The sequence below is a fragment of the Methylocystis sp. L43 genome, from assembly GCF_015709525.1.
GTDB lineage: Bacteria > Pseudomonadota > Alphaproteobacteria > Rhizobiales > Beijerinckiaceae > Methylocystis.
Genome location: NZ_JADNRA010000034.1, coordinates 103,514 through 115,886, shown reverse-complemented (window position 1 = coordinate 115,886; position 12,373 = coordinate 103,514). Strand labels below are relative to the sequence as shown.

The 12,373-nt window shown below is 62.8% G+C and carries 13 protein-coding genes; 10 read left to right on the top strand and 3 right to left on the bottom strand.

Annotated elements, in window-relative coordinates:
* Positions 1-5: 5 nt before the first annotated feature.
* Positions 6-1,115: a 3-isopropylmalate dehydrogenase gene (leuB, locus tag IYX23_RS15260; RefSeq protein WP_196393634.1), complete on the bottom strand. Its 1,110-nt coding sequence runs from the start codon at positions 1,113-1,115 to the stop codon at positions 6-8.
* 245 nt (positions 1,116-1,360) lie between these two features.
* On the opposite strand from leuB, the gene IYX23_RS15255 reads away from it, so the two are divergent.
* The 5 genes from IYX23_RS15255 to IYX23_RS15235 all read left to right on the top strand — a co-directional run bounded on the left by IYX23_RS15255 (position 1,361) and on the right by IYX23_RS15235 (position 6,066).
* A complete protein-coding gene (locus IYX23_RS15255; protein WP_196393635.1) occupies positions 1,361-1,840 on the top strand; it encodes a hypothetical protein in 480 nt (159 codons plus the stop codon).
* Positions 1,841-2,006: 166 nt separating this feature from the next.
* Entirely contained in the window at positions 2,007-3,005 is a 999-nt protein-coding gene (gene secG, locus IYX23_RS15250; RefSeq protein ID WP_196393636.1) for a preprotein translocase subunit SecG, read from the top strand.
* Between the two features lie 105 nt (positions 3,006-3,110).
* Entirely contained in the window at positions 3,111-4,739 is a 1,629-nt protein-coding gene (locus IYX23_RS15245; RefSeq protein ID WP_196393637.1) for a CTP synthase, read from the top strand.
* Between the two features lie 215 nt (positions 4,740-4,954).
* Entirely contained in the window at positions 4,955-5,449 is a 495-nt protein-coding gene (locus IYX23_RS15240) for a hypothetical protein (protein ID WP_196393638.1), read from the top strand.
* A 14-nt stretch (positions 5,450-5,463) separates the two neighbouring features.
* On the top strand, positions 5,464-6,066 hold the full coding sequence (locus tag IYX23_RS15235; RefSeq protein WP_196393639.1) for a hypothetical protein: 603 nt from the start codon (positions 5,464-5,466) through the stop codon (positions 6,064-6,066).
* A 207-nt stretch (positions 6,067-6,273) separates the two neighbouring features.
* On the opposite strand, the gene IYX23_RS15230 is transcribed toward IYX23_RS15235, so the two are convergent.
* Positions 6,274-6,672, bottom strand: a complete 399-nt coding sequence (locus IYX23_RS15230) for a carboxymuconolactone decarboxylase family protein (protein ID WP_196393640.1) — start codon at positions 6,670-6,672, stop codon at positions 6,274-6,276.
* Positions 6,673-7,166: 494 nt separating this feature from the next.
* Between IYX23_RS15230 and IYX23_RS15225 the strand changes: the two genes are divergently transcribed.
* The 5 genes from IYX23_RS15225 (at position 7,167) to IYX23_RS15205 (ending at position 11,188) form a co-directional block, all read left to right on the top strand.
* Positions 7,167-7,472: a hypothetical protein gene (locus IYX23_RS15225; protein ID WP_196393641.1), complete on the top strand. Its 306-nt coding sequence runs from the start codon at positions 7,167-7,169 to the stop codon at positions 7,470-7,472.
* 210 nt (positions 7,473-7,682) lie between these two features.
* Positions 7,683-8,132 (top strand): host attachment family protein, encoded by a 450-nt coding sequence (locus IYX23_RS15220; RefSeq protein WP_196393642.1) that lies wholly within the window; start codon positions 7,683-7,685, stop codon positions 8,130-8,132.
* Between the two features lie 262 nt (positions 8,133-8,394).
* Positions 8,395-9,594 (top strand): alpha/beta hydrolase, encoded by a 1,200-nt coding sequence (locus IYX23_RS15215; protein ID WP_348643672.1) that lies wholly within the window; start codon positions 8,395-8,397, stop codon positions 9,592-9,594.
* Between the two features lie 135 nt (positions 9,595-9,729).
* Complete coding sequence (locus IYX23_RS15210) at positions 9,730-10,626, top strand: hypothetical protein (protein WP_196393644.1); 897 nt, start codon at positions 9,730-9,732, stop codon at positions 10,624-10,626.
* Positions 10,627-10,684: 58 nt separating this feature from the next.
* Positions 10,685-11,188: a TspO/MBR family protein gene (locus IYX23_RS15205; protein WP_196393645.1), complete on the top strand. Its 504-nt coding sequence runs from the start codon at positions 10,685-10,687 to the stop codon at positions 11,186-11,188.
* On the opposite strand, the gene IYX23_RS15200 is transcribed toward IYX23_RS15205, so the two are convergent.
* Positions 11,185-12,321 carry an alpha/beta hydrolase domain-containing protein gene (locus IYX23_RS15200; RefSeq protein ID WP_246716841.1) on the bottom strand — a complete coding sequence of 379 codons (1,137 nt, stop codon included), beginning with the start codon at positions 12,319-12,321 and terminating at the stop codon, positions 11,185-11,187. The two genes, IYX23_RS15205 and IYX23_RS15200, sit on opposite strands and share 4 nt — an antisense overlap.
* Positions 12,322-12,373 lie beyond the last annotated feature (52 nt).

The window sequence follows — 12,373 nt, the reverse complement described above, 5'->3', positions numbered from 1 at the left end:
CTGCTCTAGGACAGCGCCGTCTTCAGCTCCGCCACGATCGCGTCGCCCATCTCTTTCGTTGAGACAGTCGAGGGCGCGTCGCCCTTGATATCGGCCGTGCGCAATCCCTTCGCCAGCACATTGGCGATCGCCGCGTCGATGGCGTCGGCCGCCTTCGGCAGATCGAAGCTGTAGCGCAGGGCCATGCCGAGCGAACCAATCATGGCGATCGGATTGGCGATGCCCTTGCCGGCGATGTCGGGCGCCGAGCCATGGCAGGGCTCATACATCGCGTGGCGCTTGCCCTTTTCATCCGCTGCGCCCAGCGAGGCCGACGGCAGCATGCCGAGCGAACCGGTGAGCATCGCGGCTTCGTCCGACAGCATGTCGCCGAAGAGATTGTCGGTGACGACCACGTCGAACTGCTTGGGCCAGCGCACGAGCTGCATCGCCAGCGCGTCGGCGAGCATATGTTCGAGCGTCACGTCGGCATATTCGCGCTTATGCAGCGCGGCGATGACTTCGCGCCACAGATAGCCCGACTTCATCACATTCGACTTCTCGGAGGAGGTCACCTTATTTCCGCGCTTGCGCGCCAGCTCGAAGGCGACCCGGCCGATGCGCTCGATCTCATAGGTCTCGTAGACCTGCGTATCGACGGCGCGCTTCTGGCCATTGCCGAGATCGGTGATCTCCTTGGGCTCGCCGAAATAGACGCCGCCCGTCAATTCGCGCACGATCATGATGTCGAGGCCGTCGACGATGTCGCGCTTCAACGACGAAGCGTCGGCCAGCGCGGCGTAGCAGATCGCCGGGCGCAGATTGGCGAAAAGACCCAAATCCTTGCGCAGGCGCAGGAGGCCGGATTCGGGACGCAGGTCATAAGGCACGCCGTCCCATTTCGGTCCGCCGACGGCGGCGAGCAGCACGGCGTCGGCTTCGAGCGCGCGCGTCATGTCTTCTTCGCTGATCGCTTGCTTATGCGCGTCATAGGCCGCGCCGCCGACGAGTCCCCGCTCGACTTCGAAGCGCGCGACGCCCGCTTCGTTCAGAAGGGCGAGAACTTTCTCGGCCTCGGCGGAAATTTCCGGTCCGATGCCGTCGCCCGGGAGGAGCAGGAGCTTGTATATGGCCATGAATGCCTCGTCGTCGGCTTTGAAACTCGCGCCGTCAATAGAGCGCGCGACAAGGCGACGCAACCGCACGAAATTTCATTTTGTCGTGCGACAATTCGCCTGCCGCGCCGCCCTTGCCGCAGGGCGTTAAGCCGTGCAGCTTGAAAAATGTCAAACGCAAGGGGGCTTCGCGCGAGACGCGTCATCAATGAGCGACGTCCGCGGGAAGCGATGCGCAGGCTCTGCGCAGTTGGGAGACGCTTGAGATGAAGAGCTACAAAACCATCGTGCATTTCATGGCGCTTAGCCTGTTCGGCGCCCTCGTCGGCGCGGCGCCCGCTAAGGCCTTCTGCCTCGTCAATTGCGAGCCCAAGCCCGAGCACGCGAAGCAGGTCTTCGAAAATCTCATCAAGAAGAAATTCGACAAGGACGTCGTGATCGAGGACTTCAAAGTCACGCGCTTCTGGCCGCTCGACGTCGAAGGGGCCGGTCACGCCGGCTATGAGTTCTACTACACCGCGAAAGTGCGCTTCCCGAACGGCGCCAATCTCGAATGCAAGCCCGAGGGCGGCGCGGCGAAGCCCGGCTGTTCGGACAATACGAGCTATTATTCGACGACGATCCAGAACCAGATGATCAAGGACAAGCAATATATCGAGCCGGGCAAGGTCATCGACTTCAATGACGAGACGCGATTCGACGAAGAAGGCTCGAAGTGGAAGGGCCAGGACGGCAATTTTTATTGAGCGGCGTCCAGGACGCGGGCGATCGCGAGCCGCCAGGCTCGCGATTCTTCGTTTAGGCGGCTGATCGCACGGTCTTCTCCCCTTCCTCGCGCGCGGCGCTTGGTGTAAAAGGCCGCCGAACGGATTACGCGTCGAGCTCGGCTCAGGCGCGGCTGGAAGGGTGCACATGCAGCAGGTCATTATCGCGATCCACCTGATGGTGGTGACGGCGCTCGTCATTCTGGTGCTTTATCAAAAGTCGGAGGGCGGCGCGCTCGGCATGGGCGGCGGCAGCGGCGTTTTCACCGGCCGCGGCCAGGCCAATGCGCTCACCCGCGCCACGGGCATCCTCGCGACGATCTTCTTCATCACCAGCATCGCGCTGACCGTGCTGCCGGCCTGGGAACGGCGCAGCGAGGGCGGCGACGACTGGACCAAGGCGCTTGATCCAGGATCGATCCAGATCAAGGAGATTCCCAAGACCGAAGGCAAGGGCGGGCAGGCCGCGCCTGAAACCGCGCCCGAACCCGGCAAGGACAGCATTTTCGAGCAGCTCCAGCGCGCCCAGCAGAAGCGCCAGCAGAGCGCGCCCGTAGAGGCGCCGCCGGCCGCCGCGCCGCCGCCGGCCGTGACGCCGCCAGCGACGACTCCGCCCGCCGCCGAGGCGCCGGCGCTGCGCCCGTCGCAGGAGCCCGCGCCGCAGGCTCCGGCCGCTGAAGCGCCCAAGCCTGTCGCGCCGCCTGCCGAAGCGCCCAAGCCTGAAACGGTTGCTCCCGCAACGCCCCCCGCCGCCGAAGCGCCCAAGCCTGAAGCCTCGAAGCCCGACGCCTCGAAGAGCGACGGGTTGAAGTGGGAAGCGCCGAAGACGGAGGCCCCGGCGACGACGGCTCCGCAGGCCCCGGCCGCGGAAGCCCCCAAGCCCGTCGCGCCGCCTGCCGAAGCCCCCAAGGCGGAAGCTCCCAAGGCGGAAGCGACTAAGCCTGAAGCGGTTGCGCCTGCAATGCCGCCCGCCGCCGAAGCGCCGAAGCCCGACGCCTCGAAGAGTGACGGCTTGAAGTGGGAAGCGCCGAAGACGGAGGCTCCAGCCGCGCCGGCTCCGCAGGCTCCGGCTGCGGAAGCTCCGAAGCCCGCCGCGCCGGAAACCAAGCCCGCGCCTTCGACGATCTGGAAAGCTCCAACCCAGTAACCGGCGTCCAATCCGCCATCCGATGATCTTGGCTGGGGGCGACCGCCCCCGGCCCGATAGAATCCGCTATCAGAATCGCTGGAAAGGCGTTAGGCGTTAGGTCCCATGGCGCGGTACATCTTCATCACCGGCGGCGTGGTCTCCTCACTTGGCAAGGGTTTGGCGTCGGCGGTGCTCGGCGCGTTGTTGCAGGCGCGCGGCTATACGGTCCGGCTGCGCAAGCTCGATCCCTATCTCAATGTCGATCCGGGCACGATGTCGCCCTATCAGCACGGCGAGGTCTTCGTCACAGACGACGGCGCCGAGACCGATCTCGACCTTGGACATTATGAGCGCTTCACCGGCCGCCCGGCCTCGAAGCAGGATAACGTCACCACCGGCCGCATCTACCAGGACATCATCAGCAAGGAGCGGCGCGGCGATTATCTCGGCGCGACGATCCAGGTCATTCCGCATGTGACCAACGCCATCAAGGAGTTCGTCGTTGATGGCAATGAGAACGTCGATTTCGCGCTGATCGAGATCGGCGGCACGGTCGGCGACATCGAAGGCCTGCCGTTCTTCGAAGCGATCCGCCAGCTCAAGAACGATCTGCCGCCGCATCACTGCATCTATATCCATTTGACGCTGCTGCCTTACATCCCGAGCGCCGGCGAGTTGAAGACGAAGCCCACGCAGCATTCGGTGAAGGAGCTGCGCTCGATCGGCATTCAGCCCGACATTCTGCTCTGCCGCACCGACCGCGAGATTCCGCGCGAGGAACGCCGCAAGCTCGGACTCTTCTGCAATGTGCGCGAACAGGCGGTGATCGAGGCGCGCGACGCCGCCAACATCTATGACGTGCCGCGCGCCTATCACTCGGCGGGGTTGGATGCGCAGGTGCTCGCCGCCTTCGGCATCGAGCCCGCGCCAAAGCCCGACATGAGCCGCTGGAACGCGGTGACGCAGCGCATCAACAATCCCGAGGGCGAAGTCACCATCGCGGTCGTCGGCAAATATACCGAGATGAAGGACGCCTATAAGAGCCTCATCGAGGCGCTGGCGCATGGCGGGCTCGCCAATCGCGTGAAGGTCAATCTCGATTGGATCGAATCGGAGATTTTCGAGAGCGCCGACCCGGCCGCGCATCTTGAACATGTGCACGGCATTCTCGTGCCGGGCGGCTTTGGCCAGCGCGGCGCCGAGGGCAAGATTCTCGCGGCGCGTTTCGCGCGCGAGCGCGGCGTGCCCTATTTCGGCATTTGCTTCGGCATGCAGATGGCGGTGATCGAAGCCGCCCGCGCGCTTGCCGGAATCGACAAGGCGAATTCGACGGAGTTCGGCCCCTGCGCCGAGCCGGTCGTCGGCCTGATGACCGAATGGCTCAAGGGCAATGAACTCGAAAAGCGCGGCGTCGGCGAGGGGCTCGGCGGCACCATGCGTCTTGGCGCTTTTCCGGCGCTGTTGAAGCCGGATTCGCGCATCGCCGGCATTTACGGCGCGACGGAGATCTCCGAGCGCCACCGCCATCGCTATGAGGTGAATTTCGCCTATCGCGAACGCTTAGAGGATTGCGGGCTGTTGTTCGCGGGCTCGTCGCCCGACGGGCTTCTGCCCGAGACGGTCGAAATCCCCGGCCACCCCTGGTTCATCGGCGTGCAATATCACCCCGAATTGAAGTCGCGGCCGTTTGAGCCGCATCCGCTGTTCGCGAGTTTTATTGACGCTGCAAAGGCGCAGAGCCGGTTGGTGTGAGACAGACCTGCCAGCTCTGCAAAGTCCAGGGAGAGTTACTCCAATCTCATATTCTGCCCGAGTTCGTTTATCGACCGCTGTATGATGAAAAACATCGTTTCACAGTCGTTACCGAGGAGGGAAACAGGTTTCAGCAGAAAGGGCTTAGGGAGCGACTTCTCTGCATTTCGTGTGAACGACAGCTAAGTCGATATGAAAAATACGCTTCCGAAGTAATGAACGGGACGCTTGGACACCGCTTTCGTCAGGAGCAAGACAAAATAATCATTGAGAACATTGATTATGAGTGTTTCAAGTTGTTCGAAATTTCTGTGCTCTGGCGTGCCGCGGTTTCAAGACAGGAGTTTTTCAAGCTTGTTTCTTTGGGGCCACGGGAAGAGAAACTCCGCGCTATGTTGCGTGCAGGCGATCCTGGACAACCCGAGGATTTCGGCTGTGTCGTTATCTTTGCGCATGATCGCGGACAGGATATTTCGGACACAATTTTTAATCCCGAGTCTTTTCGGTGGGCTGGAAGGCAAATGCACAAAATCTATTTTGCTGGCGCCGCGTGGCTTTTTCACTGTGATCAACAGGCACCTGTGTCGCATCTCAAAAAGTTCTTCTTGCAGCGGAACGGAACTCTCGTGGGTCTCTGCGAGGAACTTACGCATGCGAGAGCAAACTTTTCAATCGCAAAGAGGCTAGCACGCCGGAACAGACTTCTCTGATTTGTGGTGCACGGATGAATCTCGAAGTGACTTGGCCAGGGCTACCGATTGCCGTAACTGCCGCAATTATTTTGTTTGGCGTGAAAGAAAGCATGGAGTTCTTCAGGCGCTTTCAATCGGATCGTCGCAAGGGAAGGGCGCTACGGACGCTGCTCGCACGTGAATGTGAGTCAAATTTTTGGACCTACAAAAGACTTTTGGAGACCGTCAAATCGATTGATGATGATTTTAAAAGTGGGGCTTCGCTGACGTACAAGATTAGACGTCACTCCTCAGGAGATCCTATATTTTCTCGGGAGTTCGAGGATAGCCGTCACTCGTCCTGGCCGCTTCCAGCAGCCAAGTTGAATTTGATGAGTAACGTGTTGCAAGATGTGGCCGAACTCGACAAGCAGCTGTTTGAAAACCTTGAGGCCGCTTACGACTCGATCAAGGAAATGCAGCATGTCCGCGACAGTCTACTTCACTTCATAGAGACTGATGATCAGGACGACCGACGGCATTTAGAGGCTTTTCCAGGTTATGCGATGTCAGAATTGAGTGACATTGTAATGGATTTGCGAAAGCTGTATTTTGTATGCACAAAAAAAGACTTGGAAAAATATCGCCTTCGCTAAGACTGCCGCGAATTTCAATTGTGCAACCCAAGCCCCTCATCCTGAGGAGCGTGCGAAGCGCGCGTCTCGAAGGACGAGGGGCGACTCCCGTGACGAAAATTTCTAGTCGCCGCAGTCCTCGTCCTTCGAGACGGCTCCTGCGGAGCCTCCTCAGAATGAGGACTGCTTATTGGCGTAACTCCAGCGCGGCCCGCGCCTATCGCGCGCTCACACCACCTCATACTCCTCATCGATCGGCACGCCGAGCGCGGCGACCAGTCTGTTCGTCTCCGACGCCATGCCGACGATCGCCAGCACTTCGCGATATTCCTCTTCGCTCATGCCCTTCGCGCGGGCGCTCGCCGTGTGCGAATGGATGCAATAGGGGCAGGCGTGGGCGATGGAGACGGCGATGTAGAGCATCTCCTTGACCTTCGGCTCCAAGACGCCCGGACCCATCACCTGCTTCACGCTCTCCCAGGTCCGCTTCAGCGTCACGTGATCATGCGCGAGCGCGCGCCAGAAATTATTGACGAAGTCGCTTTTGCGCGTCGCGCGAATGTCGGCGAAGACGGCCCTCGCTTCGGGCGAGAGGTCTTCGTCGGCGAGCAGTCGAACCGTGGCCATGATCTTCCCCGTGTGATGCGCGATGTTACTTATTGGGCGCGTTCGGCGCGGCGGGCCAGGAGCGTGGGCCCGGATTGACATGATAGTTCACGCCGCAGCCCGAGAGCGCCAAAACAATCGCGATTAGCAACATCAATTTGACGCGTAGCGTTCGCATCATTCCTGTCCTTGATTGACGTGCGCTTTTGTCAGAAAAATTCCACGCGCGCCCCCCTGAATCGCTGGGTTTTCGGCTTGTGACAATGGCGCGTGTTTTGCTCCCATGGCCGTGATCCGCGCGCGCATCACATGGAGAGGAACGCACAGACGTCCGCGACGAGACCGGCGCTGCGGGCTTTTCAAACTAAATCAAAGCGGTGCGCCATTTTGACCGAGCGCCGGCCGGTTGACGTGCGATATGCTGCAACGCACAATGTTCGCCATAAGGCTGCGCTACACGATTCGACCGGCGGGGCGCGCGCCCGTCGAACTGTCCGCGCGGCGAGGAGGTCATGATGGAATCGGTCAAACAGTGGTTTCAGGACTGGTCGGACGCCTGCGAATACGCCAAGGAATGCGCCCCCGACTTTTCCTTCCTCAAGTCTTTCGCCATTGGCGAACCCTATACGGCGCTCATCAGCATCGCCGGCGTCTGCTGGCTGGTCTGGGCGTTCAATGAGCGCGCGATCAAGCGCAAAGCCGCACGCCTGCGGGCAAGGGCCGTAAAGGCGGAAAGCTGCGCGGAGTCGCGCGACGCGGCGCTGCGGGATATGACGCGGGCGCCCGTCGAGGAAGACAAGAAAGAAAAGCTCGCGGCGTGATGCGGCCAAGCGCGGATTGAACGCGCCCGGCCGCGCGCTATCCTTGCGTTAGAGCGCTCTTCGCAAAGGGGCGCGTAATGGCTGTCGGGCTTGTGACCCAACTCCCGCGAGGATATGACGCCCGCATGACGCGGCTGCGCCCGCCGCAGCCGAGCGGCCTCGCCTGACGTCCAGAGTGTTGAGAACGCTGTTGGAAGGCGAGGGAGCATCATGAGCGAATTTTCCGTCGGCAATGGCGCCTGGGTCCTGGTCGGCGACGGTCGCCGGGCGCTCTTTTTTCAAAACCATGGCGACGCCGAACTCCTCGACCTTCGCGTCGTCGAAACGCGCGTCGACGACAATCCGCCGACGCATGAGCAAGGAACGGATCGTCCCGGCCGCAGCTTCGCGTCCTTCTCGCCTGGCCGAAGCGCCATGCAAAACACCGACTGGCATGAGCTGGAGGAGGAGCGCTTCGCCCGCGCCATGGCGGACCGCATCAATCAGGCGGCGGAATCAGGAGAATTGGACGCCATCGCCATTGTCGCGCCGCCAAAGGCGCTCGGCGAAATCCGCAAGGAGCTGTCCGCCAAGGCGCAAAGCAAGGTCGTGGGGGAACTCGCCAAGGACCTGACCCGCCATCCGCTCAAGGATATCGAAAAGGCGCTGACCCGCGGCTGAAAGGCAGGGGAAAGTTTTGAGCTTTCCCCTGCGCAGTCGAAGGCGATTCGTCCCAGCCCCGCCCCCGACGCTCGACTCTCGTGCGAGCGTGGCCATAATGGCGCATTCCTCTCAAGAAATCAGTGCGGCTGCGCACAACACGGTCAAACCGTCGCATTTGAGCCGCAATGATGCGGGACGGAGCGTGTTTGGCTTCGCCTGAGCGGCGACGCCGCGTAAAACACTTGAGCACGGGCGGCGTATGGGGCGCGGGCGTATCATCTTGGCGGCGCTTCTGGCGCTCGCGTTCAGCGCTTGTTCGAGCCGGCCGCATGGCACCCTTGTCGCCACGCATCAGGTCGCGCCCGGCGCCAGCGTCGTCGATCTTCTGGTCGTCACCACCCGAGAGCCGGATCAGTCAGAGCCGGGGGTCATGTTCTCGGGCGAACGCGGGCATGGCGTCCATTTCGCCGACATCGCGGTCTCCATTCCGCCCGACGCCAATCGCGCGGTCGGCGACGTGCAGTGGCCGCAAGCCCCGACACCCGATCCCGCCACCCAGTTCACCACCGTTCATGCCGATGTGCTGAGTCGGGAGGCGGCGCTCGCGGCCTTCAACGCCCGCATCCGCAAGACTCCCAGGCGGCAAGTGCTGGTCTTTGTGCACGGCTTCAACACGCGTTTCGAAGAGGCCGTCTATCGTTTTGCGCAGATCGTCCACGACTCGCGCGCCGACGTGACGCCCGTGCTGTTCACCTGGCCCTCCCGCGGCCGGCTGCTGCAATATGGCTACGACCATGAGAGCGCCAGCTATTCGCGCGACGCCCTGGAACTTGTGCTGCAGGCGCTGCAGCGCGATCGCGACGTCGGCGAGATTTCGATCCTCGCGCATTCCATGGGCAATTGGGTGACGCTCGAAGCGCTGCGCCAGATGGCGATCCGCAACGGCCAGATCGGATCGAAAATCCAGAACGTCATGCTCGCCTCGCCGGACGTCGATTTTGACGTGTTCCGCCGCCAGATCGCGGAAATCGGCGGCGTTCGACCTTCGATCTTTACGCTGTTCGCCTCGCGCGACGACGACGCGCTGGCGGCATCCCGCCGCTTCTGGGGCAATACGCGTCTGGGCGCGGTCGATCCGAAGGCGTCCCCCTATCAGGAAGTCCTCGACCGGGATCGGGTGAAGGTCGTCGATCTGACGGGCATCGCCACCAGCGATCCTTTGGAGCATAGCAAGTTCGCGTCCTCCCCCCAGGTCGTGCGCTCGATCGGCGCCAGGCTGGCGCAGGGTCAGCCGCTAAGAGACGGACAGGCGGGCATCGGCGATCACCTTGGAATCGCGACCGCGGGGGCGGTCTCGGCGGTCGGCGGCGTGGCCGGGGCGGCGGTCGCTGCGCCCTTCGCCATTGTCGATCCGGCGACTCGCGAGAATTTGAGCGAACATCTGGGCGCCGCCGGTCAAAAGCTTGATCCGCAATATTAATTTAACGCAGCTGTGAATTCGATGCGTCTGAGGACCCTATTTTGGAGGGCTGTTGCCGCAATGTCACAGCCAGCGACGCTGAAGCCCGCTAGGGTCAACCGCTCGCGACGATCACCGCACGGGACTTCAATAGCAATGTCATACAAGCGTCAGCTTCTCGCCGTTCTGGCGGTCGCCCTCGCTGCGTCTTCAGCGCGCGCCGAGGGTCCGACCTGGTGGAAGGCTCCGCTCTCGGAAAACCCCGGACCCAAGCGCGCCGTCGACGGCGTCAACGGCAAGCTCGAAGGTTTTGGCGGCGGCTCTGACTGGGTGGGCTTCGCGCGTTTGAACAACGCCTCGGCCGGCGGGATGGGGTCGATCACGGCCCCCGTCGGCGACCGTTTCGGCCTTCAGGTCGACGCGATCGCGGCGGGGCATCGCGGCTTCTTCGTGAGCGGCGGCGCCGGACACGCCTTCTGGCGCGATCCGAGCGTGGGTCTCCTCGGCGGCTATGGAGCGATCGCTCACGACAAGCGTCTCGACGACACGCGTTTCCGCGTCGGCGCTGAAAGCGCCTATTACTATGGACCGTTCTCGCTCACCAGCATCGCCGGCTATGAGGAGAGCGCGGGCCATTTCTTCACGCCGCTGGGCTATGGACCCGGATATCTCGCCTATCACTGGCAGCCGCGGCGCGGGCGCTTCTTCGACATGTTCGATATCAGCGTCTATCCGACCTATAACGTCAAAATCTCGGTCGGCCATCGTTACGTCGGAGGGCGGCATGCGGCCGCGCTCAGCGGCGAGGCGCTCATCTGGAATCTCGGCCATTCCGCGATCACCGGCTTCATCGAAAGCCGCGTGGGCGAGAATGATTATAAGGCGGTCTGGGGCGGCATTCGCATCTATCTCGGCGAGAGCGACAAGACTCTCATCAGCCGACACCGCGAAGACGACCTGCCCAATTGGCTGAAGGACGACATGTTCGCGTCGCAGAACAGCGTTCGCGTCGGCGCGACGCCCGTCTTTTACCCGACCCTGCAGCAGCCTTGAAGCCGCCGCGCTGCGCCCGATATGCGGGACGCAGCGTGAGGAGGCGCGAGAAGGCGCAATGAGCAGTTCGACGTCTTTTTCGGATCGGCGGCCGTCGCGGCTCGTCTCAGGAGTCGTCGCCGCGGCGCCTGTGCTCGTCGCCGCGGTGCTCGGCAGTTTCGCAACGACGCCGAACATCCCTTGGTACGATACGCTCGCTAAGCCGCCGCTGAATCCGCCGAATTGGGTGTTCGGCCCGGCTTGGACGGCTCTCTACATATTGATGGCTTACGCCTTCTACCGGATTCTACGGCTCGAGCCGACGACGCCGGGCCGGCGCGGCGCGATCTTCGTCTTTTTCGCGCAGCTCGTTCTGAACGCGGCTTGGTCATTCGCCTTTTTCTCCGCGCGAAGCCCCCAGCTCGGACTCGTCGTCATTTTCCCGATGGCGGCGCTTCTCGTCGCCACGATCGTCCTGTTCTGGCGGCTTGATCGCGTCGCGGGATATTCTCTGGCGCCAACCGCCTTCTGGGTGGCCTTCGCGACCTATCTCGACGCCGGGATATTTGTCCTCAATCGCTAGAAGGGCGCCGAACGCGCCTTGGCGACATAGGCGTCGGCGTCCTGCTGCAGCAGCAACCGCTCTTTGACGAGCTTGTCGGCGATGACGCGCATCGTCGCGACGAAATAGGCGCGCGATCCGTAGCGCTCGACGAGCGCGGAACGAGGGTCGGCGTTCTTCTCGCGATCCGACTTTGTCGCCGCGAAGGGAATCGCGGCGCCTGCGGCGCAAGCCGGTCCTTTCCTGGCCTTTTGCGCGTTGAAGCCCGTGAAGGTGGCGACAGGGAGCGCAAGGTCGGGCAGGCGCAGACCGGCGATCTCATTGCCGTCGGCGTCGATCTTAGGAACGCGGCGCGCGCCCTCAGGCGGCGCGGGCAGGGCGGGAATTTTCGGCCATTTCAGATCCTGCGAGGGTGCTAGATCGCCGTCGAGAGGCGCGCGTGAAGCAGGCGGCGCGACGCCCTTGGCCGTCCACTCGTCGAGCGCGGCGAACAGCGCGCGCTGCGCGGGGGCCGAGGGGCGCGCGTTAGTAGGCGCTACGCAATTCGTCGCCGTCGTCGAAGCGGCGATTCCGGCAAGATAGAAGCGCCGACCGTTCGGCGGCGCGGCGTTCGCGAATTCGACGCGCGGCTTCTCGCGCCAATAGGCGTCGGCGCCCCAACTCGCGATAAAGCGCGTCGGGGCGGCGGGCTCGCGGCTCGCGTCATGGAGCAACAGGCCGTCGAATGCGGATGAGGCGCCCGACATCGCGTCGGCGTCCGAGCCCTGCGCCCGGCCGAGCACGCGCTTCATTTTGAGCGCGCCGCGAAGATGGCCGAGGACATCGCGCAAGGCCGGCGCTCGAGCTTTATCGGGGAGCTTGCCAAGATCGAACGTCAGCACGGCAAGGCCGCGCTCGAGGGCCAGCGGTTTTATGTCCTCGCTCGGTTGCGTCTCGATCAGAAGCGCCTTTGCGCCGCTTGGCGGCTTTGCCGGCTTCGCGAGCGTTCCGGCGATGTCGTAAGACGTTCCGTCGAGCTTCACGGTCGCGGAAACAGTTTCGACGGCGCCGTCGGGACGCGTCTCGAATGTCAGCAGTTCGGCATGCGCCGCGCCCACGAGCGCCAGCGACCCGACGAGCGCGGCGCCTCTAATTCGTGCGCGCGTCCCTTTCAATCCAGCGGGCGATCTTGCGAAGATCGGCGAGGAAGTCTCGCCACGCCTGGCG